Origin of the sequence: Streptococcus vestibularis ATCC 49124 (genome assembly GCF_000188295.1) — a bacterium.
Taxonomy (GTDB): Bacteria; Bacillota; Bacilli; order Lactobacillales; family Streptococcaceae; genus Streptococcus; species Streptococcus vestibularis.
On the sequence record NZ_GL831112.1, the window covers coordinates 1,544,033 to 1,566,334 of the forward strand.

23 protein-coding genes and 1 pseudogene are annotated in these 22,302 nt (G+C 40.9%); 10 read left to right on the top strand and 14 right to left on the bottom strand.

What is annotated here, in order from left to right:
• Window positions 1-84: 84 nt before the first annotated feature.
• The 11 genes and pseudogenes from HMPREF9425_RS07435 to HMPREF9425_RS07490 form a co-directional block, all read right to left on the bottom strand.
• Entirely contained in the window at window positions 85-648 is a 564-nt protein-coding gene (locus HMPREF9425_RS07435; RefSeq protein WP_003092198.1) for an LOG family protein, read from the bottom strand.
• Window positions 649-711: 63 nt separating this feature from the next.
• Window positions 712-1,065, bottom strand: coding sequence for a 30S ribosome-binding factor RbfA (gene rbfA / locus HMPREF9425_RS07440; RefSeq protein WP_003092174.1), 354 nt, complete (start codon window positions 1,063-1,065; stop codon window positions 712-714).
• Window positions 1,066-1,158: 93 nt separating this feature from the next.
• Window positions 1,159-3,992: pseudogene (gene infB / locus HMPREF9425_RS09520) on the bottom strand (translation initiation factor IF-2).
• 18 nt (window positions 3,993-4,010) lie between these two features.
• Window positions 4,011-4,313, bottom strand: a complete 303-nt coding sequence (locus HMPREF9425_RS07455) for a YlxQ-related RNA-binding protein (protein WP_002883776.1) — start codon at window positions 4,311-4,313, stop codon at window positions 4,011-4,013.
• Entirely contained in the window at window positions 4,306-4,602 is a 297-nt protein-coding gene (gene rnpM, locus HMPREF9425_RS07460) for an RNase P modulator RnpM (protein ID WP_002883779.1), read from the bottom strand. Before rnpM ends, HMPREF9425_RS07455 begins: the two co-directional genes overlap by 8 nt.
• A gap of 20 nt (window positions 4,603-4,622) precedes the next feature.
• Window positions 4,623-5,822, bottom strand: coding sequence for a transcription termination factor NusA (nusA, locus tag HMPREF9425_RS07465; protein ID WP_003092162.1), 1,200 nt, complete (start codon window positions 5,820-5,822; stop codon window positions 4,623-4,625).
• Between the two features lie 65 nt (window positions 5,823-5,887).
• Window positions 5,888-6,361 (bottom strand): ribosome maturation factor RimP, encoded by a 474-nt coding sequence (gene rimP / locus HMPREF9425_RS07470; protein WP_003092264.1) that lies wholly within the window; start codon window positions 6,359-6,361, stop codon window positions 5,888-5,890.
• Between the two features lie 141 nt (window positions 6,362-6,502).
• The gene (gene lytR, locus HMPREF9425_RS07475) at window positions 6,503-7,756 is read right to left on the bottom strand and encodes a glycopolymer--peptidoglycan transferase LytR (RefSeq protein WP_003092224.1); all 1,254 of its coding nucleotides are present in this window, start codon (window positions 7,754-7,756) and stop codon (window positions 6,503-6,505) included.
• A gap of 8 nt (window positions 7,757-7,764) precedes the next feature.
• Window positions 7,765-8,286 carry a GNAT family N-acetyltransferase gene (locus HMPREF9425_RS07480; RefSeq protein WP_003092200.1) on the bottom strand — a complete coding sequence of 174 codons (522 nt, stop codon included), beginning with the start codon at window positions 8,284-8,286 and terminating at the stop codon, window positions 7,765-7,767.
• Window positions 8,279-8,722: a tRNA (adenosine(37)-N6)-threonylcarbamoyltransferase complex ATPase subunit type 1 TsaE gene (gene tsaE, locus HMPREF9425_RS07485; protein ID WP_003092128.1), complete on the bottom strand. Its 444-nt coding sequence runs from the start codon at window positions 8,720-8,722 to the stop codon at window positions 8,279-8,281. The genes HMPREF9425_RS07480 and tsaE overlap by 8 nt, the downstream gene beginning before the upstream one ends.
• 287 nt (window positions 8,723-9,009) lie before the next feature.
• Entirely contained in the window at window positions 9,010-10,431 is a 1,422-nt protein-coding gene (locus HMPREF9425_RS07490; protein ID WP_003092171.1) for an NCS2 family permease, read from the bottom strand.
• A 206-nt stretch (window positions 10,432-10,637) separates the two neighbouring features.
• Here HMPREF9425_RS07490 and HMPREF9425_RS07495 point away from each other — a divergent pair, with 206 nt between their 5' ends.
• Window positions 10,638-11,450 carry a Cof-type HAD-IIB family hydrolase gene (locus tag HMPREF9425_RS07495; RefSeq protein WP_003097936.1) on the top strand — a complete coding sequence of 271 codons (813 nt, stop codon included), beginning with the start codon at window positions 10,638-10,640 and terminating at the stop codon, window positions 11,448-11,450.
• A gap of 44 nt (window positions 11,451-11,494) precedes the next feature.
• Here HMPREF9425_RS07495 and HMPREF9425_RS07500 read toward each other — a convergent pair whose 3' ends face one another.
• Window positions 11,495-12,226, bottom strand: coding sequence for a cyclase family protein (locus tag HMPREF9425_RS07500; protein WP_003097938.1), 732 nt, complete (start codon window positions 12,224-12,226; stop codon window positions 11,495-11,497).
• A 368-nt stretch (window positions 12,227-12,594) separates the two neighbouring features.
• On the opposite strand from HMPREF9425_RS07500, the gene HMPREF9425_RS07505 reads away from it, so the two are divergent.
• The 9 genes from HMPREF9425_RS07505 (at window position 12,595) to serS (ending at window position 20,755) form a co-directional block, all read left to right on the top strand.
• Window positions 12,595-13,602: a PTS sugar transporter subunit IIB gene (locus HMPREF9425_RS07505; RefSeq protein WP_037621576.1), complete on the top strand. Its 1,008-nt coding sequence runs from the start codon at window positions 12,595-12,597 to the stop codon at window positions 13,600-13,602.
• 17 nt (window positions 13,603-13,619) lie between these two features.
• Window positions 13,620-14,420, top strand: coding sequence for a PTS mannose/fructose/sorbose transporter subunit IIC (locus HMPREF9425_RS07510; RefSeq protein WP_002889174.1), 801 nt, complete (start codon window positions 13,620-13,622; stop codon window positions 14,418-14,420).
• Window positions 14,421-14,435: 15 nt separating this feature from the next.
• Window positions 14,436-15,350, top strand: a complete 915-nt coding sequence (locus HMPREF9425_RS07515; protein ID WP_002889176.1) for a PTS system mannose/fructose/sorbose family transporter subunit IID — start codon at window positions 14,436-14,438, stop codon at window positions 15,348-15,350.
• 12 nt (window positions 15,351-15,362) lie between these two features.
• Window positions 15,363-15,749, top strand: a complete 387-nt coding sequence (locus HMPREF9425_RS07520; RefSeq protein WP_003092165.1) for a DUF956 family protein — start codon at window positions 15,363-15,365, stop codon at window positions 15,747-15,749.
• Window positions 15,750-16,013: 264 nt separating this feature from the next.
• Window positions 16,014-17,006, top strand: coding sequence for a PTS sugar transporter subunit IIB (locus tag HMPREF9425_RS07525; RefSeq protein ID WP_003092204.1), 993 nt, complete (start codon window positions 16,014-16,016; stop codon window positions 17,004-17,006).
• A 67-nt stretch (window positions 17,007-17,073) separates the two neighbouring features.
• Entirely contained in the window at window positions 17,074-17,889 is an 816-nt protein-coding gene (locus tag HMPREF9425_RS07530; RefSeq protein WP_003092137.1) for a PTS mannose/fructose/sorbose transporter subunit IIC, read from the top strand.
• A 14-nt stretch (window positions 17,890-17,903) separates the two neighbouring features.
• A complete protein-coding gene (locus HMPREF9425_RS07535) occupies window positions 17,904-18,815 on the top strand; it encodes a PTS system mannose/fructose/sorbose family transporter subunit IID (RefSeq protein ID WP_003092230.1) in 912 nt (303 codons plus the stop codon).
• Between the two features lie 78 nt (window positions 18,816-18,893).
• A complete protein-coding gene (locus HMPREF9425_RS07540) occupies window positions 18,894-19,268 on the top strand; it encodes a DUF956 family protein (protein ID WP_003092275.1) in 375 nt (124 codons plus the stop codon).
• A gap of 209 nt (window positions 19,269-19,477) precedes the next feature.
• Window positions 19,478-20,755: a serine--tRNA ligase gene (gene serS, locus HMPREF9425_RS07545; protein WP_003092210.1), complete on the top strand. Its 1,278-nt coding sequence runs from the start codon at window positions 19,478-19,480 to the stop codon at window positions 20,753-20,755.
• Window positions 20,756-21,056: 301 nt separating this feature from the next.
• Here the strand turns inward: serS and HMPREF9425_RS07550 are convergent, their stop codons facing one another.
• Together HMPREF9425_RS07550 and HMPREF9425_RS07555 are read right to left on the bottom strand one after the other, a co-directional pair.
• Window positions 21,057-21,611, bottom strand: coding sequence for a cysteine hydrolase family protein (locus HMPREF9425_RS07550; protein ID WP_003092215.1), 555 nt, complete (start codon window positions 21,609-21,611; stop codon window positions 21,057-21,059).
• Between the two features lie 19 nt (window positions 21,612-21,630).
• Window positions 21,631-22,278, bottom strand: a complete 648-nt coding sequence (locus HMPREF9425_RS07555) for a hypothetical protein (RefSeq protein WP_003092227.1) — start codon at window positions 22,276-22,278, stop codon at window positions 21,631-21,633.
• Between the last annotated feature and the right edge of the window lie 24 nt (window positions 22,279-22,302).

Consider the following 22,302-nt stretch of genomic DNA (forward strand, 5'->3'; position numbering starts at 1 on the left):
TATTTTCTGAAACTTACACGACTTTTCATTTGATTATAAAAAGTCCTTCCACTTGAATGTGGAAGAACCTTTATTCACTGATGCTTACCTATAACGTCGCAATTGAGGTGGGGTATAAGACTGAACAAAGGCCTCAATTTCAGAAAAATTATCTGTAAAAAGAAATTTTGCAGCCGTTTCAGCCTCTAAAAAATCATGAGCAACCATGGTACCTAACATGGCCTTCATGGCATCGTAATAGCCGTTGAGATTAAAGAAAACACAGGGTTTGTCCAACTTACCCACACGAGCAGCTGCAATAGCTTCTGAGATTTCTTCAAGGGTTCCAAGACCTCCTGGAAGGGCTATAAAGAGCTCGCCTTGCTCTAACATGGCAGTCTTGCGCTCTGCCATCGTTTCTACTATAGTCATTGAGGTCAATCCCTCATAAGCAATTTCTCTATCCTTAAGAAATTGCGGCATGATACCATGAGCCTGACCTCCATTTTCTAAAACTGTATCACCAAGAACTCCCATAAGTCCCATCTTACTGCCACCATAGACTAGGATATGCCCATTTTTAGCAATCCATCTCCCCAAGGCAATCGTTGCTTCTTTAAAACTAGGATTGTCACCCATATTAGCTCCCAAATAGACTGTTACTTTCATCGAAGTCCTCCTCTTACTCTATTATAACGCAAAATTCCTGCCATAACTGACAGGAATTTTTGCTTAGTCTTTACGCTCCAAATTACGAAGCATTTCATCAATTTTATTACCGTATTCGATAGACTCATCTTTAATAAAGGTCAAATCCGGAATCTTATACATAGTCAGACTTTTACCAAGTTCTCGCTTGATTGTCCCAGTAGCCTTTTCAAGACCAGTTTGTGCTTTTTGGTTGTCTGACGCTAAAGTAGAGTGAATGGTATAGAAAACCTTAGCCGCCGACAAATCACCAAGCATTTGAACATCTGTGATGGTTACATCTTGAACACGTGGATCACGAACCTTCTTTTGAAGAATTTCGTTGACTTCACGTTTGATTTCCATTCCAACGCGATCTACACGAAATGAATTTCCCATAGTCTTATCCTTTCTTTTTTATAATGGAACAAAAGCCAGGCCAGATGACCCAGCTTTGTCCCCTAAATAAGCTTCCTTAGAAATCTGATGTGATTAACGTTTGATCTCTTCCATGATGTAAGCTTCGATAACGTCATCAACTTTAATATCGTTATAGTTTTCAATCATCAAACCACCCTCTTGAGCATTTCCGACTTCTTTAACGTCATCTTTATAGTGTTTCAAGCTTGCCAATTTACCATCAAAAATAACCACACCATCACGAATGACACGGGCACTTGAATCACGAGTGATTTTACCATTAGTAACCATGAATCCACCGATTGTTCCGACTTTAGAAACTTTGAAGGTTTCACGGATAACTGCTTCACCAATGATTTTTTCTTCAAATTCAGGATCAAGCATTCCTTTCATGGCATCTTCGATTTCTTCGATAACCTTATAGATGATGCTATGAAGGCGAATTTCAACTTCATCAGTTTCTGCTTGTTGACGCGCCTGTGGTGTAGGACGAACGTTAAATCCGATAACAACAGCATCTGAAGCTTCGGCAAGCGTAATATCAGATTCGTTAATAGCACCTACTGCTGAGTGAACAACATTTACACGAACACCCTCAACATCAATCTTAAGAAGTGATGCTGCCAAGGCTTCAACAGAACCTTGTACGTCAGCCTTGATGATAACATTAACGGTCTTCATTTCACCAGCTTTAAGGGTATCAAAGAGGTTATCAAGACTAACACGGTGTGTTTGTTGACGTTGTTTCATAAGAGCACGTTTTGCACGCTCTTCACCAGCAGCACGAGCTGCCTTTTCATCTTCATAAACCGCAAAATGGTCACCAGCCATTGGTGCTTCATTCAAACCAGTAATTGAAACTGGTGTTGATGGTGCTGCAGTCTTAATGCGACGACCAAGGTCATTGGTCATAGCACGAACACGTCCGAAGGTGTTACCAACAACGATTGGATCTTGAACATTCAAAGTACCTTGTTGTACAAGAAGGGTAGCAACCGCACCTTTACCTTTATCCAAGCGAGCTTCGATAACAGTACCGATGGCACGAACTGTTGGATCAGCCTTAAGTTCTTCAACTTCTGCTACAAGAAGAACAGTTTCAAGTAATTCTTCAATGTTTTGACCAAATTTCGCTGAAATCTCAACGAATTCGCTATCACCACCCCAAGCTGTTGAGATAACGCCATGCTCTGCTAATTCACCGATAACACGTTCTGGGTTTGCACCTGGTTTATCAATCTTGTTAATCGCAACAATGATTGGAACACCCGCAGCTTTAGAGTGGTTAATGGCTTCAATCGTTTGTGGCATAACACCATCATCCGCAGCTACAATCAAGATAGTAATATCTGTAACAGAGGCACCGCGAGCACGCATAGATGTAAAGGCCGCGTGTCCAGGGGTATCAAGGAAGGTAATCTTCTTACCACCCTCTTCAATTTGGTAGGCACCAATGTGCTGTGTGATACCACCTGCTTCACCTGTAGCAACACGAGAATTACGAAGAGTATCAAGAAGGGTTGTTTTACCGTGGTCAACGTGCCCCATGATAGTAACAACTGGTGCACGCTCTACCATAGCATCCTTATTGAGGTAATCTTCATCAACAAAGAAACGTTCGATATCAGCATTATCGACCTCTTCTTTTTTGGTTGCCTCAATACCATAGTCAACCATCAACAACTCAATAGTATCCCCATCAAGAGATTGGTTCTGAGTTGCCATAACGCCCATCATGAAGAGTTTCTTAACGATTTCAGCTGGCTCACGTTTAATACGTTTTGCGATTTCTGCAACCGTCATGCCTTCCGTGTATTCGAATTCTTTTGGTAATTCATGGAATTTACGCTCTGTTACTGGTTTCGGAGCTGAATTACCTCGGTTATTTTTACCTTTTTATTTTTGTTTTTATTCCAGTTACTATTTCGTTGATTTCTCACTTGGTTTTGATTATTCCACTTATTATTTCTTGTTTGCTTAGGTCCATCTTCATTCTCGCGACGATTATCACGTGATTTATCTGGACGTGCTTTTTTACGACGTGTATCTTGTACTTGTGCAGCTGGAGCTGGTTGAGCAGCCGGTGCTGGTTTGGGAGCTGGCTTAGCTTCAGCAACTGCTTTTTGAGCAGCGACTTCCGCCTGTTGTTTTTCTTTTCTTGCCTTTTCCTGTTCTTTCGCACGGCGTTGCTCTGCAGCTTTTTCTTCACGGAAGCGTGTTTCACTTTGACGTGAATATTCTGCATTTTGCTCTGCTTTCAAGGCTGCTGCACGCGCTTTAAAGTCAATACGTGGACCTGCCTGATTGTTTCGGGCAGCATCGTTACGTTTATTTCGATCTTGATCATTGCGCTGTTTACCTTGGAAATTACGGTCACGATTACTATTGTTATCGCGGTTTCCATTATTACGGTTCCCTTGACCATTTCCATTTTGGTTGCGACGATCATTATTCTGACGTTTACCTTGATCGTTTCCTTGTTGATTTCGGTTACGATTACGGTTGTCACGGCCTCCGCCATTTTGACGACGCTCTGCTTCTGCCTTGGCACGTGCTTCACGTTCTGCCTTAAAATTACGGCTTTGTGGTTTTTTCGGAGTCGCAGGGGCTTCTTTAACTTCAGCCTTTGATGCCTCTTTAGCTGGAGCTGATTTGGCAACAGGTGCCTTATCAACCTTAGGCGCTACCTTTTCCTCTTTAGGAGTTGGTGTCGCTTTAGGAGCTGGCTTACTTTCAGCCTTAGCTGTTCCCCCTTTTAAACTTGAAGCGATACGATTAGCATCAGCTTCTTCAACTGATGAGGAATGGCTCTTCACAGAAAGACCAAGTTCTTGAGCTTTCGCAACAACAACCTTACTTTCTACACCAACCTCTTTTGCGATTTCATATAATCGTTTCTTTGACACGTGATGTCCTCCTATTCTTTAGTCCATAAGAGTCCTCATTTTCTTTGAAAATCCAGCATCAACTACAGCAACCGTTTTTCTTGGTTTACCAATAGCCATGCTTAATTCCAGTGCGTTAAACACTGTGGAGACTTCTATATTATAGTAGTTACATTTATCAGTCGTCTTTTTAGTCACGTTACTACCAGCATCATTGGCAAGAAAAACTAGTCTCGCCTGCCCTGATTGAACTGCCTTGATGACAAGTTCTTCGCCAGAAATAAGCTTTCCAGCTCTTTGTGCTAGTCCCAACATATTTGACAATTTTTCTGTGTTATTCAAGACCTAACTCTCTTCTTTTGACCTTGTGATCCACATAAGCGATGAGTTCATCATAAAAACTTTCAGGAACATCCATGGAGAAACTATGGTTAAAAGCACGTTTCTTTTTAGCTTGGAGAGCTTCTTCATTATCTAGTTTAATGTAAGCACCTCGGCCATTTTTCTTTCCTGTTGGATCAATGAAAATTTCACCATCTTTAGTTTTTACAATGCGGAGCAAATCACGTTTATCAATGATTTCTCCTGAGACAACTGATTTGCGTAAAGGTATTTTTCGTGTTTTAGCCATCAAACACCTCTATGTTCTTCTTATTCTGCTTCTGTTGTTTCAGTTACTTCTTCTGTTGTGACTTCAACAGGTGTAGCCTCTTCTGCAACAATCTCATCAACAACTTCCTCAGTAGCAGCCTCGGATTTTTCAGCTTCGAGTGCTTCGTATTCAGAAGCTGACTTGATGTCAATACGGTAACCAGTCAAATGCGCTGCCAAACGAACGTTTTGCCCACGACGACCAATTGCAAGAGATAATTTGTTATCTGGCACAACTACTGTCGCACGTTTGCTATCATCTTCGTCGAAGAGAACATAGTCCACTTCAGCCGGTGCAATAGCATTGTAGATGAATTCAGCTGGATCTTCAACCCATTGAATAACATCAATATTTTCCTCAACAGGAACTTCAATTCCTGTCTTAGCATCCAAACGTGTTGGGTGGAAACGGCTGACAACTTTCTTAATATTGCTTCCACCACGACCAACGATAGTACCAATAGCATCAACGTTAGGGTTATGACTGCGAACAGCAACTTTCGTACGATCACCAGCTTCACGAGATACGCTCATGATTTCTACAGTTCCATCAAAGACTTCAGGAATTTCTTGTTCCATGATACGTTTGATGAATTCTGGATGGCTACGACTTACAAAGACGTTAACACCTTTAGGGTTGTTTTCAACTTTATAAACATAAACATCGATGACGTCGTGTGACTTAAAGCTTTCACCAGGAATTTGGTCTTGGCGTGACAATTGAGCTTCGAGCGCTCCAAGATTAACATAAATGAAACGTTGGTCAAAGCGTTCAACTGTTCCTTGCATGATTTCACCTTCATGTTGCTTATAGTCATTATAAGTAATCTCACGCATTTGCTTACGCATTTTTTCCATAATCGTTTGTTTAGCAGATTGCGCTGCAACACGACCAAATTCATCGACTGACTCTTCAAAGCGAATCTTGTCGCCAAGCTCGTAAGCTGAGCTAATAGCAAGCGCATCTTTCAAGCTAATTTCCAAACGACTATCGAAGACTTCGTCTACAACTTCACGAACGGTAAAAACTTGAAAATCACCTGTTTTTTCATTGAATTCAACGACTGCTGATTCAGACTGACCATAACGACGCTTGTAAGCTGATTTAAGTGATTCAACCACAGCATCGATGATATCTTCCTTGTTAATGTGTTTTTCTTCTTCCAAGACACGGAAGGCTTCTAGCATTTCTTTGCTCATATTATTTGTCGTTTTAGCCTTTAAGAGCCAAAACTGGCATCCTTTCTTTATTTACACTAAGAGTTTTAGAGTTTGACTGCCAAACGAGCTTTAGCAACTGTTTGATAGGGAATCTCAACAGTCTTATGGCGAGTCTTATCAAGATAATCAATTGTTAGAGTTTCGCCATCGAAGGTCAACAAGTCACCTTGGAAAATCTTGATTTTATCAATAGCCTTGTAAAGACTAACATTAATATACTGACCAACAGCATTTTTCAAAGCTTCTTTAGTCTTCAAGGGACGCTCTAATCCAGGGCTAGACACTTCCAGCATGTATTGATCCGGGAAAGGGTCAGGCTGAATAGTATCCAAGAGAGGACTGATAATTTCAGTCAGGTCTGCAGTATCTTCGACAGTAATTCCACCTGGCTTATCAATCAAAACGGACAAGATATAGTCACTGCCAATCTTTTCATACTCGATATCGACCAATTCGTAGGGCTCAGGAATTGCTGGAGCTACGACAGCCGTCACGAGATCAATAATTTTTTGCGACATTATGACCTCCTTACACACACAAGAGACGAAGTTTCTACTCCGCCTCTCTTTCGTTATTTTCCTATATTATAGCATAGCTTAAAAACTATTGCAAGGAATAACCATATGACAGCAAAAAAGGCCGAGAGTCTCCTAACCTTTCTATTGTGCTGCTGGAATCGTGCTATAAGTAGTTACACCTGAACCATTATAATTGTATGTAGGAGCTGTTGCACCTTGGTCCTGAACATAATTACCAACATTATCACTGTAATTATTGCTGTAGGTAGCACCTCCATTATAGGTACTTACCGATCCACCTCCTACTGCCTCAGATGATCCAGACTCATAACTCCCAGATACCTCACTCAAAGTCAAACTTCCTTTAGAGTTAACGAAATCATCTGAACCATAGCTAGAAGTCCCAAAACCATTGAGTACCAGACTAGTCTTAAGTTTAGATTCAGAAACTTCCTTCTTGCCAACTTCCTTCTTAATACGATTTTGCACCTTAAGAATATCCTCAGTTGAGGCTACTTGGTAGCTTCCACCATTGATCGTCGCATCCGAACCAGCCAACTGGTAAGACTTGATATTTTTAAAGGCCTCACTATAGCCCATCAAACCACGCAGAGTAGTGCTATCACCAAGATCAATACTTGTTTGTACATTTGAACTGACAGCAGACAAAATTTTCTTATAAGAACCTATCGAGCCCATCTTCAAGAGCTTAGCCACAATCTTTTGAATAACCTCACGTTGACGTTTTTGACGACCATAGTCTCCATCGGGATCATCATAACGCATACGTGAATACACTAAGGCCTGTTCTCCATTGATTTTATGGGTTCCAGGCTCTACCTTCGCCTGAAATTCTGGTTCGTTTTCTGCAATCGAAATTGGGAAATCAAAATGGTTCGTTACCTCGATACCACCTACGGCATCCACCAAATCAATCATACCCTGCATATTAATCAGCGCATAGTAGTCAATATCAATATCTAAAACCTTTTGAATGGTTGAAATAGCTAAGTCAGCTCCACCCTCGGCATAGGCTGCGTTTAGTTTTACTTCACCCGATCCCTCAACATCTGTCAAAAGGTCACGTTCCAAACTGGTCATAGTAGTTCTCTTAGTCTTAGGATTCACTGTTACCAAAATCATAGTATCAGAATTTCCTTCCCAGGTTTCCTTACGTCCTTCGGATCCTGTATCCACCCCCATCAACAGAATCGTTATAGGCTTAGTCTGTTGAATGGCCTTACTATTTCCTGACGTTGCCTTTGAAACTCTAAAGGTTTTTGACAATTCGCCTGTAGCATAATTGTAAGTTGTCGTTAGGTAAATACCAACAGCTACTACTGTGGTGGCAAAAATTGCCAACAACATCAATAAAATTTTTCGTCCAAGTTTCATGTTTTTTCCTAATCTATGAGTTTAGCCATCAGGTAAACATCTAGAAATTCTCCATTTTTAGTTCTGGCACCACGTTTCTTAGTGCCTTCAATATCAAATCCAAATTTTTGATAGAGATGTACTGCCCGTTCATTGCGTGCTTGAACAGTCAACTCTAAGCGACAGATAGCTGGTGTGTTGTTTGCCCAGTCAATCATTATTTCCATAAGAAACTGACCAATACCATTACCCCAATAGGGTTTAGCAACCGCAATGAAAACATCACCAATATGACTGGTCTTCGTGTCTTGATCAGAAGTAACATTACAAACACCAATGACCTCATGATTCAATTTTGCGACTAAACAAATCTCATTTGGGACACTTTGACGGCTATCAATATAGGAGGCTAACTGTTCGGCATTCAGTACAGAGCTCCTAGCATCCTGAGCCAAAAAATCTGACTCTAGAGCTACCGTCTTTAGTAATTTTGCTAAGGATACGGAATCATCTCTTTGGGCTTCCTCAATGACTAATTCGTACTCAGCCATTTGCCATCGCCTCCTGGATTTCTTCACTTCTAGGACCAAAAGATTCCAGAAGCAGTTGACGTCCATCACCATGATGTTTTATCGAAATTAAAAGATAGTCTCCCAGGAGACTGTCATCCAAAAGTTCTCCCCACTCGATAATCGTCACACCGTCACCGTATAGAAAATCATCTAAGTCAATAGAATCTGGATCATCACCAATACGATAAACATCTAAATGGTATAGCGGCGAACGCCCCTCATATTCTCTAACAATAGTATAGGTTGGGCTCTTTATCATCTGCGAAACATCCAAACCTTTAGCAATTCCCTTAGTTAAAGTGGTTTTACCAGCTCCCAGATCACCTGAAAGAACAATTATATCTCCAGAATTGAGCAATCGACCTAACTTTCGGCCTATGCTAATCAATTCCTCTTCATTTTGACTGTAAATCATGTTTTCATTATATCAAAAAATAAAAATCTGGACTATAATCCACTGTCAAAAACCATCAAAAACTTATAAATATTGAGGTAGAAAGAATAATTTAGATATAACAACTCCTCTTAATTTAACACTTACTTATATTAAGTCAAACCTCCATAAAGTTAATATTTCTAACAAAATTTCAATCTTAACTTAAAACAGTCGTGAAAGTAAACATCAAATCATCACTCGTAAAAAACTAAAAAAGCCTGACAAAAGGACAGACTTTTTTGCTTATAAATATTAGATATTAGATATTAGAGAACAGCCATGCTAATGAAATTAAGGATAAACAAGATATCCAAAATCCACATGACAAGATGAACATCTTTTGCTTGACCTTTGATAATTTTGACCAAAGTGTAAGTAAGGAAACCAGCTGCAATACCGTAGGTAATGCTATATGAGAATCCCATAAAAATAGAAGTGAAAAAGGCAGGAATCGCTTCAGACAAATCTTCCCAATCCACACCCTTAAGGTTAGAGAGCATCATAACACCTACAATGATAAGAATAGGTGCAGTTGCTGCACTAGGAACAATTGAGACAAGTGGGCTAAAGAAACTTGAAATCGCAAAGAGTGCTGCAACCACAAGAGCTGTCAAACCAGTACGTCCACCAGCACCAATACCTGCTGCAGATTCAATGTAAGTTGTAACGTTTGAAGTCCCGGCAATGGCACCAATACTTGTACCAACGAGGTCAGAGTAAAGGGCACGGTCAAGAGCTTTAGATTCATTGTTATCACCTGTTGAAGCGATGATACCAACCTTCTCACCAGTACCAATCAAAGTACCGATAGTATCAAAGATATCAGTTAATGAGAAGGCAAGAATAGCCATAAAGACACCTGGCAAACGTGACACGTCTGAGAAGAGAGAACCCAAACCTTTAGAACCCAGAGCTACACCAAAGACTTGCCCCAAATCCTTAATAGAAGCAGTCAAACTAGCAGCATGCCAGTCAATACTACCAAGGTCAACTACACCAGCAAAAATTGCGATAACAGTTGTTACAACAATTGAAAGGAGGACACCTCCACGAATTCCCTTAACAATAAAGAAAATCGCAACTGCAAGCCCAATCAAACCTACAATAACAGTTGGATTATTGAAAGCTACCAAACCAGGTGTAGCAGCTGATGAAGCTGTAATTGAAGCTTGAGCCATATCAGCTCCCTTTCCGCTTACAGTATAAGTACCTGGATCAATTGCAAACTTCAAGAAACCTGCATTTTTAATACCTACATAAGCAAGGAAAATACCAATACCTGCTGAAATGGCAGACTTAAGTGCTGTCGGAATAGATTCAATAATCATCTTACGTACTTTAGTAACTGTGATAATCAAAGAAATAACACCACACAAAAAGACCATAGCCAAGGCTTCTTGCCAAGTGTAGCCCAAAGAAAAGACCACTGTGTAGGTAAAGAAGGCATTGAGACCCATACCAGGCGCTTGAGCGTAAGGTAGGTTAGCATAAAACGCCATCATCAACGTTCCTGCAACCGCACCAATGATGGTAGCCAAGAACACACCTTGAGCAGGCATGCCAGTCTGGGCTAACATAGATGGGTTGACAAAGAGGATATAAGACATGGCAAAGAAGGTTGTCAAACCTGCTGTAACCTCTGTACGAACATCAGTACCATGCTCTTTTAATTTGAAAAACTTTTCCATGAAAGTTTATACTCCTTAATAAAAAATTGTCAAAATCCGAATGATATCGGAACATTCTCACGTAGAATGCTACATCACCATTCTACATGAAATCATTTGATGGTGCAAGGTTTATTTTCTGATAGTTTTATCGCTAAAAACCGAACATTCCACCACCGACCTGGGTCAAACCCCAACAAAGAACTGATTTCTGTTATAATAGAAACATGACAAAAAAATTGATTGCACTAGATCTCGATGGAACGCTTTTGCGACCAGATGGAACTATTTCAGAATTTACAAAAACAACTATTAAAGATGTACAAAACAAAGGTCATCAAGTCGTTATCGCTACCGGTCGTCCTTACCGTATGGCTATTGATCATTACAAAACATTAGGCTTAGAGACACCGCTCATTACCTTTAATGGCTCCTTGACCAATCTCCCAGACCGAGAATGGGCTTACGAGCACTCGGTCAAGTTGGACAAAAAATACCTAGTTAACCTCTTACAACGACACGATGAGTTAGAGATGGATTTTCTTGCTAGTGAATACCGCAAGCACTTTTATATCACTATGGAGCACCCAGAGCGTATTCAACCACAACTCTTTGGGGTTGATAAAATCATTGAGGCTATGCGTTTAGAGCCAGCTAAAATCACACGCAATCCTAACGCTCTTCTTATGCAGACCCGTCACGAAGACAAGTACCAACTAGCCAGAGATATTAAGAAAGATTTCAAAGAAGAAATTGAGGTTGATTCTTGGGGTGGACCACTTAATATCTTGGAGTTTTCACCTAAAGGAATTAATAAAGCTTATGCCCTGAACTACCTACTCAAAGCCATGCGAAAATCTCCAGATGATTTGATTGCCTTTGGGGACGAACACAATGATACAGAGATGTTGGAGCTTGCCAAGACTGGCTATGCCATGAAAAATGCCAGTTCTGTCCTTCTCCCCCACGCTAACGAACAAATTAAGTGGACTAATGAGGAAGACGGCGTTGCCCGTAAACTTCAGGAACTACTTTTATAAACAGGAAAAGACACTGAAGAATTCTTCGGTGTCTTTTCTTCTGATTAAGGTAAAATAGCTACTGCACGCACTGGGGAACCTGTCGCCTTGTCCCAGTGAGGAAATGCAATTGAAATCAAAGCACCAACGGCTGGAACTTGATCTAATTGATTCAGGACCTCTACTTGATAAATGTCTTGATCCAAGAGATAGTATTCGTTAACCAATCCATGTTCTGCTGCCGGAATACCGGCATCTGTATCAAAGGTTTCATGACCTACTGCTTTGACATGGCGTTCATGAATCAAGAATTCTAGGGCTTCACGGCTCCAACCTGGACTTTGCTGAACCCCATTGTCATCCAGGTTACGCATAGCATCTTGACTTGGCCAACGTTTTGACCAATCACTACGGAAAGCGACAAAGGCCCCTTCGGTAATTTGTCCATGTTCTGCTTCAAAGTCTAAGATATCTTGTTTGCTCAAGATAAAGTTTGGATTAGCAGCAACTTCTTTAGACTTGTCGATAACATAAAGTGGCAGGAGAAGGTCTTTAATGTCAATCTCATCCAACCAACGACCACCTTCTACAAAGTGAATCGGTGCATCGATATGGGTTCCGTATTGACCAACTACTGTAAATTTTTGAACATGGAAACCATCTTTTAATGTGAAAAGGTCTTCTTGTTTCAAAGCTGGAAGAGCCGGAAAGTGTGGGCTTTCCGCATTAATCTTGTGGGTCAAGTCTACCCACTTTTTAGTTTGCAATTCATTGTAAATACTTAGTAAATCTGACATAAGGAGGTCCTCTTTTCTTATAGATTTAACATTAAATAGTTAATTGGAGCTATTATATCAGTCACAAGCAGACGTTACAAGCGTTTATTGTTATTTTGCATAATCCCATTTCCTCTATTTAAATATAGTTATTAACTATATATGATTGTTTTTAGCCTGATTTAAAATAAAAATTGGAAGTTTTTGAAGTTTTTTGGTACTTTTTGCGCAAAACTTATTGACATAGTAATGAAAGCGTTTTATAATTAATCTGTTCTAATTTCGAAGGTTTAAAAAATATTGTTGTCATTTTCATGCTGAGGGATGGTAATACCAATAATTATTTTTCTATTCCTAAGAAACATTATATTAAAGGAGGAAGAACACTAATGGGTATCGGTATTATTATTGCTAGCCATGGTAAATTCGCTGAAGGTATTCACCAATCAGGTTCTATGATTTTTGGTGAACAAGAGAAAGTTCAAGTCGTTACTTTCATGCCAAATGAAGGTCCTGACGACTTGTACGCTCACTTCAAAGATGCCATCGCTCAATTTGACACAGACGACGAAATTCTAGTCCTTGCAGACCTTTGGTCTGGGTCACCATTTAATCAGGCAAGCCGAATTAAGGAAGAAAATCCTGATCGCAAGATGGTTATCGTAACAGGGCTCAACTTGCCAATGCTTATCCAAGCATATACGGAACGTATGGTAGCTCCTGATGCAAGCGTTGAGGAGGTTGTCGCAAATATTTATAAGGAAACTAAAGAAGGTGTTAAAGTCCTTCCAGACGGCCTCATTCCTGAAGAAGACGCCAAATCAACTGACGCTAAACCTTCTATTCCTAAAGGCACTATTCCTGAAGGAACAGTTCTTGGTGATGGCAAAATCAAATACGTTTTGGCTCGTGTTGACACACGTCTCCTCCACGGTCAGGTCGCAACTGGTTGGACTCACTCAACTCACCCAGACCGTATCATCGTTGTTTCAGACACTGTTTGTCATGATAAACTTCGTACAAACATGATTAAACAAGCTGCTCCATCTGGTGTTCAAGTTCACGTTATCCCAATTAAAAACATGGTTAAAGCAAACAATGACCCACGTTTTGGCGATACACGCGCTATGCTTCTCTTTGAATCTGTTGAAGATGCTCTTGCTGCTGTTAAAGCTGGTGTTGACGTTACAGAAATCAACCTTGGTTCTTCAGCTTATAAGGAAGGAAAAGTCAACGTTACTAAGGCTCTTTCATTTGACCAAACAGATGTGGATGCTATCAAAGAATTGCAATCATTGGGTGTCAAATTTGACGTCCGCGGGGTACCAAGTGATAGCCCAACAAACGTTGATGCCTTGATTAAGTCAGCTGAAACTAAATTAGCAGAGAAGAAATAATTTTGGAGGATACATAAATGAGTTTAGTACAAATTATTTTAGTCGTAATTGTTGCTTTCATCATTGGTTGTAGCTCAGTTAACGACCAAATCGAAACTTACCAACCAGTTGTGGCCTGTTCCCTTATTGGTTTGGTTACTGGCCACCTCGAACTCGGCGTTATGTTGGGTGGTAGCTTGCAGTTGATCACTATGGGATGGGCTAACGTTGGTGCTGCCATGGCACCAGACGCTTCACTTGCCGCAGTAGCTTCTACCATTATCCTTATCTTGGGCGGTCAAGGAGCTAAAGGGATTGGTCCAGCCATCGCCCTTGCAGTTCCATTGGCTGTTGCCGGTCTTGCCTTGACAATGTTTGTCCGTACTGCTACAGTCTTCATCGCTCACGCTATGGATAGTCGTGCTGAAGCAGCTGATATTGCTGGAATTGAAAGATGGCACTTTATTGGTATGGCCCTCCAAGGTCTCCGTGTTGCTATCCCTGCCCTCCTCTTGCTCTTGATTCCTGCACACATCGTCCAAACGGGTCTTGAAGCTATGCCTGAATGGTTAACATCAGGGATGACAATCGGTGGTGGTATGGTTGTAGCCGTTGGTTATGCCATGGTTATCAACATGATGTCTAGTCGTGAAGTTTGGCCATTCTTCTTCCTTGGTTTTGCTTTGGCTGCTCTCAAAGAATTAACCTTAATTAGCTTGGGCGTTATCGGTCTCTGTCTTGCCGTGATGTACCTTGCGCTCGAAGCTAGTGGTTCAAATGGTTCTTCAAATGATGGAGGATCAGGTGATCCCCTCGGTGAAATTCTGGAAGACTTTTAATTAGGAGGAAAGAAAATGGCTGATTCAAAAATTAAATTAACAAAAGCAGATCGTTTTAAAGCTTTCTTGCGCTCATACTTTCTTTTAGCTTCATTCAACTATGAACGTATGCAAAATGGTGGTGTGGCTTACACCCTTATTCCTGCAATCAAAAAACTTTATCAATCAAAAGAAGAACGTGCAGCTGCCCTTAAACGTCACTTGGAATTCTTCAATACACAACCATTCATGGCCAACCCAATCTTTGGGGTTACACTTGCCTTGGAAGAAGAACGTGCCAACGGCGCTGACATTGACGATGCTGCTATCTCAGGGGTTAAGGTCGGTATGATGGGACCTCTTGCAGGTGCCGGTGACCCTCTCTTCTGGTTTACCCTTCGTCCAATCTTCCTCTCACTCGGAGCAGGCTTGGCTGTTTCAGGTAACATCATGGGCCCAATCGTTTTCTTCGTTCTTTGGAACGTTATGGTAGCTGCCGTTAAGTGGTATACTCAAGAATTCGGCTATCGTGCTGGTACTGCGATTACGGACGACTTGTCAGGTAACCTCCTTCAACAAGTCACTCGTGGAGCTTCAATGATGGGGATGTTCGTTATCGGTTCTCTTATTCAACGTTGGGTAAGCATCACCTTTACACCAGTTGTTTCTACTGTTAAACAACAAGATGAAGCATTCATTCATTGGGATAAACTACCAAAAGGGATTGCCGGTGTCAAAGAAGCCTTTCTTCAACAAGCTGCTGGTAAATCACTTGAAGCTAACAAGGTAACAACCTTGCAAGATAACTTAAACCAATTGATTCCTGGTTTGGCTGCCCTTGGATTGACTTTCCTTTGTATGTATCTTCTTAAGAGAAAAGTTTCTCCAATCATCATCATCTTGGGTATCTTTGTCCTTGCTATCTTGCTCCACATCATTGGTCTACTTTAATCGGAGCAAATCATGGTTAAATCACTCAATATGGAAATGGCTCACACAACTAAGGGAACTTGGTTCCGTGAAGGGCCAATTTACGGAAATATCATGGTTGGAGATAAGGCTTTCGAGTTTTACAATGACACAAAACTACAAGACTATATTCAGATTCCTTGGGATGAAATCACTTATGTGATTGCTGATGTTTACTTTGGCGGTAAAGTCATCCCACGCTTTGAAATCCGTACAAAGCAAAATGGACGTTTCCGTTTTGCCAGTCGAAAAAGCAGAACAACCTTAAAAGAAATTCAAAAAAGAATTCCACGTGAAAGCTTAAGAAAGGCTCCTAGCTTTCTAGTTGTTCTTAAGCAAGGCTTTAAAAATCTTTTCCGACACATTGTTAAGAAGAACTAGTCTTCGAATAGCATAAAAAGATTATCAGATTTAATCATCTGATAATCTTTTTATAATTTTTCGCTCATTTCTGACAGCGATTAGTCTGTTTTACATTTTTGTTTCACTAGCTATTGACATTTTAGTGGAAGCCTTTTAGAATGTAATTGTTCTTGATTTCTTATGTTCAAAAAGATTGAGAGGCGCTTTTTTTGCCGTCTTAATGAAATCGGAGATAGTCTTTTTAAGCCTAGGAAAAAAATATTTTAAAGGAGGAGAACACGAATGGGTATCGGTATTATTATCGCCAGCCATGGTAAGTTCGCTGAGGGAATCCACCAATCAGGATCTATGATTTTTGGAGACCAAGAGAAGGTTCAAGTCGTTACCTTTATGCCAAGTGAAGGTCCTGATGACCTTTACGCCCACTTCAACGATGCCATTGCACAATTCGATGCTGATGATGAAATTCTTGTTTTGGCTGACCTTTGGAGTGGTTCACCATTTAACCAAGCCAGCCGTATCGCTGGAGAAAATCCAGATCGCAAGATTGCCATCATCACAGGACTTAACTTGCCAATGCTAATCCAAGCATACACAGAACGTATGATGGATGCTAACGCTACAGCGGAGCAAGTTGCTGGTAATATCATCAAGGAAGCTAAGGGTGGTATTAAAGCACTTCCAGAGGAGCTTAATCCTGCGGAAGAAACTACAGCAGCACCTCAAGAAGCAGCAGCACCTCAAGGAGCTATCCCTGAAGGGACAGTTATTGGAGATGGTAAGCTCAAGATTAACTTGGCACGTTTGGATACACGTCTTTTGCATGGTCAGGTTGCGACTAACTGGACACCTGCATCTAAAGCAGACCGCATCATTGTAGCATCAGATGATGTTGCTAAAGACGAATTGCGTAAAGAATTGATCAAACAAGCAGCACCAAATGGGGTTAAAGCAAACGTTGTTCCAATTCAAAAATTGATTGATGCTTCTAAGGACCCACGCTTTGGTAACACACACGCGCTTATCTTGTTCGAAACTGTTCAAGACGCACTTCGTGCTATCGAAGGTGGCGTGCCAATCAAAGAACTTAACGTTGGTTCTATGGCTCACTCAACTGGTAAAACAATGGTTAACAACGTTTTGTCTATGGACAAAGACGATGTTGCTTGCTTCGAAAAATTGCGTGACCTTGGCGTTGAATTCGACGTCCGTAAGGTTCCAAATGATTCTAAAAAAGATTTGTTTGACCTTATCAAAAAAGCTAACGTTCAATAACCTTCATTCGGATAAATTAGTTGATAAACTCAGCTAATCACAACTCAATAGAAAAGGAATTATAACCATGTCAGATATGTCAATTATTTCTGCAATTTTGGTCGTAGTTGTTGCCTTCCTTGCTGGTCTTGAAGGTATCCTTGACCAATTCCAATTCCACCAACCACTTGTTGCTTGTACTCTTATTGGTGCTGCTACAGGTAACCTCACTGCAGGTATCATGCTTGGTGGTTCCCTTCAAATGATTGCCCTTGCTTGGGCAAACATCGGTGCTGCCGTAGCTCCTGACGCCGCCCTTGCATCTGTTGCTGCTGCCATCATTTTGGTTAAAGGTGGTAACTTCACAACTGAAGGTATCGGTGTTGCGACTGCAACAGCTATCCCGCTTGCGGTTGCAGGTCTCTTCCTAACTATGCTTGTTCGTACAGCATCTGTTGCCCTTGTTCATGCTGCAGATAAAGCTGCAGAACACGGAAACATCGCTGGTGTTGAACGTGCACACTACCTTGCTCTCCTTCTTCAAGGTTTGCGTATTGCTGTGCCAGCAGCCCTTCTTCTTGCTATCCCAGCCCAATCTGTTCAACATGCCCTTGGCTTGATGCCTGACTGGCTTAACCATGGTATGGTTGTCGGTGGTGGTATGGTCGTAGCCGTTGGTTACGCCATGGTTATCAACATGATGGCTACTCGTGAAGTTTGGCCATTCTTTGCCATCGGTTTTGCTTTCGCAGCAATTAGCCAATTGACACTTATCGCTCTTGGTGCCATTGGTGTTGCCATCGCCTTCATCTACCTCAACCTTTCTAAACAAGGTGGCGGAAATGGTGGCGGAACTTCATCTGGTTCAGGCGACCCAATCGGCGATATCTTGGAAGACTACTAGGAAGGGGTGCTCTCATGGCTGAAAAAATTCAATTATCTCAAGCGGATCGTAAAAAGGTTTGGTGGCGCTCACAATTCTTGCAAGGTTCATGGAACTATGAACGTATGCAAAACTTGGGTTGGGCTTACTCACTCATTCCTGCTATCAAAAAACTTTATACTAACAAAGAGGACCAAGCCGCAGCTCTTAAACGTCACTTGGAATTCTTCAACACTCACCCTTACGTAGCTGCTCCTATCATGGGGGTTACTTTAGCTCTTGAAGAAGAAAAAGCTAATGGTACTGAAATCGAAGATGCGGCTATCCAAGGGGTTAAAATCGGTATGATGGGACCACTTGCCGGTATCGGTGACCCTGTCTTCTGGTTCACAGTTCGTCCAATCCTTGGTGCCCTTGGTGCATCATTGGCACAAGCTGGTAACATCGCTGGTCCACTTATCTTCTTCATCGGTTGGAACCTTATCCGTATGGCCTTCTTGTGGTACACTCAAGAACTTGGTTACAAAGCAGGTTCAGAAATCACTAAAGACATGTCTGGTGGTATCTTGAAAGATATTACTAAAGGGGCATCAATCCTTGGTATGTTCATCTTGGCCGTCCTCGTTGAACGTTGGGTCTCTATCGTCTTCACTGTAAATCTTCCAGGTAAAGTTTTGTCTAAAGGTGCCTATATCGAGTGGCCTAAAGGAAATGTTACTGGTGACCAACTAAAAACTATCCTTGGTCAAGCCAACGATAAGCTTAGCTTTGATAAGATTCAAGTCGATACCCTACAAAAACAATTGGATTCATTAATTCCAGGTTTGATGGGACTTCTCCTTACTTTTGCATGTATGTGGTTGCTTAAGAAGAAAGTTTCACCAATCACAATCATCATCGGACTCTTTGTAGTTGGTATTGTTGCAAGCTTCTTCGGAATCATGTAAAAAGAGTAAGAGTTTAGCAAAGCTGAACTCTTTTCTTATGCTATAATAAAGGTACTACAATCAAAAAGCGAGATAGATATGGCACAATCACTAAACAAAACAGTTGAACTGCATACAACAGGCGTTTCCTACATGGCTATCGGAGGTAAAGTCGGTAAATTTCTAATTGGAGATGTAGCTCTTGAATTCTACCCTGATGTCAATGTTGAACAATACATTCAAATTCCATGGACTAGCATTACACAAATCGGTGCAAATGTATCAGGAAAGAGAATCAGCCGTCATTTTGAAATATTAACCGACAAGAGTAAATTCCTCTTTGCCTCTAAAGATTCTGGGAAGATTCTAAAGATTGCTAGGGAACACCTTGGCAATGAAAAAGTCGTCAAACTACCAACTCTCATCCAAACCATTGGTGCTCGTATCAAAGGTTTATTTGCCAAAAAATCATAATTTTTGTATAATTGTAAAGGACGGATAAGTAATAGCTAGACCTTTACAGAAAGCCTGCGGTTGCTGTGAGCAGGTAGGGTTGACCTACGAAATTCTACCGTTTCTAATAATTAAAAACATAAACAAGTGCACTCCTGTGAAGTTGGATGGAACCGTGGCCCATGTCACTCCAACACTTTCACCGGGTGTTTTATTTTTTGGAGGAACTTATGTTAGATGTAAAACGTATTCGTAACGACTTTGATGCCCTTTCCGAGAAATTGGCTACACGTGGTGTCGTTGCTGAGACTTTAAATGAACTAAAAGAGCTTGATGTTAAACGCCGTGAACTTCTTATCAAATCTGAAGAACTCAAAGCTCAACGTAATATTGCTTCAGACGGTATTGCTCAGGCAAAACGTAATAAAGAAGACGCCTCAGAACAAATTGCAGCCATGCAAAAAGTTTCTGCAGAAATTAAAGAAATTGATTCTGAACTTGCTGCTATTGATGAAAAACTTAACAATATCGTTGTGACACTTCCAAACACACCACACGAGACTGTACCAGTTGGTACTGACGAGGATGAGAATGTAGAAGTTCGTCGTTGGGGAACACCTCGTGACTTTGATTTTGAGATTAAACCTCACTGGGATCTTGGTGAAGACCTTGGTATTCTTGATTGGGAACGTGGCGCTAAAGTTACTGGTTCTCGCTTCCTCTTCTACAAAGGCTTAGGAGCAAAATTAGAACGTGCGATTTACAACTTCATGTTGGATGAGCACGCTAAAGAAGGTTACACTGAAATGATCACACCTTACATGGTTAACCACGACTCTATGTTTGGTACTGGTCAATATCCAAAATTCAAAGAAGATACTTTCGAGCTTGATGGCACTGATTACGTCCTTATCCCAACAGCTGAAGTTCCTTTGACTAACTACTACCGCGGTGAGATTCTTGACGGTAAAGAATTGCCAATCTACTTCACAGCTATGAGCCCTTCATTCCGTTCAGAAGCTGGTTCAGCAGGTCGTGACACACGTGGTTTGATTCGCCTTCACCAATTCCACAAGGTTGAAATGGTCAAATTCTCAAAACCAGAAAGCTCATACGATGAATTGGAAAAAATGGTAGTTAACGCTGAAAATATCCTTCAAAAACTTAACTTGCCATACCGTGTCATCACTTTGTGTACTGGAGATATGGGATTCTCAGCTGCGAAAACTTACGACTTGGAAGTTTGGATACCAGCACAAAATACCTACCGCGAAATTTCTTCATGTTCAAACACAGAAGATTTCCAAGCTCGTCGTGCACAAATCCGTTACCGTGACGAAGCTGATGGTAAAGTAAAACTTCTTCACACTCTCAACGGTTCAGGGCTTGCTGTCGGACGTACAGTGGCCGCTATCCTTGAAAACTACCAAAACGAAGATGGTTCAGTAACTATCCCTGAAGTTCTTCGTCCTTACATGGGTGGTGCTGAAGTGATTTCACCGAAATAAATAAATGAGGTTGAGACAATTGTTCCAACCTCGTTTTTATTTTACTTTATACCAATGATGCAGTAGTAAACCGAACTTTTCGTCCACTTTCTAGCTCAGGAGAAACCAAGTTAACCTTGTAGGGCTGTTATTACGAAAGGGATTCCTTTGAGTGCTAACTTAAAGTTCTCATTCAAAAAAGAACCTGACTTTAAGATGATAAGTCAAGTTCCTCGTAACATATTTTTGGAGATATAACCCATCACATTTCAGATTATTATATCTGATAAAAACGCTAGTAATATAAACTTATATAGTTTTACTACTTATGTATCATTATCATCCCCCCCATGAACTCCTCTGTTGTCATTACTTGAGCAAATTCACCGTGTAAGGATACTAGATTTATGGTATGCAGGACCTCTGGATCTATCAAATGACCATCTAAATTGGGTAGGGCAAAACTGGCCGTTGCATCTGAAATAAGTAACGTCTTAAACCCTAAATTAGCCGCCATGCGAGTTGTGGTAGACACACAGTGTGGCAAGGTTAAGCCTGCAATAACTAACTTATCAATTTTTTTATCTCTTAAATAGCTTTCTAAATTCGTCCCAATGAAAGCACTATTAACTATCTTTTGGAAAACAGGTTCACCTGGGCATGGTTGAAAGCCATCTTTAAAATCTTGACCTTGAGATACGTGAAAACGTGATTGAGTATTCTCAGATACGTGTTGAACATGCAGTACTGGCCATCCCTTTTCTCTAAAAAAATTGAGTAATTTTTGGGAATTCACTTCAAGCTGAGGGTTATTACGTTCTCCCCATGAACTATTATCAAAGGCCTTTTGCATATCAATCATTAATAATCCTTGCATTTTTACTCTCCTTTTTACACTAATCTTCCAACAACTTATTTGCATCCTGACAACTATCATAATAAGGCCTTAGCAGTTGAAAGCCTTCCATTAGTTGATCTAGCAAGTCATCTATAGTCAAGCTATCCGTCACAGGAACATCATATTTAACCAAGACCTTTCGAACACGACCATCTTTGACTGCTTTTTTAAACATATGACGGTTCGCTTCAGTCCCTTCCACACGATGACTGTCACCATCTTCTTGAGCAAGATAATAAAGTGGAGAAGTAATCGGTAAGTCTAGGACCTTATGTTGCTTCGCTAGAGTAGTATCTGATTTTTTCCGTTCGACAAAGCTCACTTCAACTGATATTCCCCAATCTTCAGCTTGACCGTAGAGTCGAATCGCCATAGCAACATCATCTAAACTGTCCTCAGGTTCCCTGTAATAGCACCAGAAATGTGGACGGCATATTTGTGCCTGGTTAGCCCAATTGCTGACACGATCCATTTTCATGGGATCTAGGCGCTCCTCTAGACGTTTTGCTAAAGTCTGCATCTCCTTACGAGCAGCTTGTCCCAAATTTTTGAGCGCTTCCATCTCTTCCTGATGCGGACCCGCTTTTTCAGGTTTGATATACTTAACTCCTTGTTTAGATAAATAAGCTTGAATATTTTCTAACATCGTTTTCTCCTTACAATGATAAAA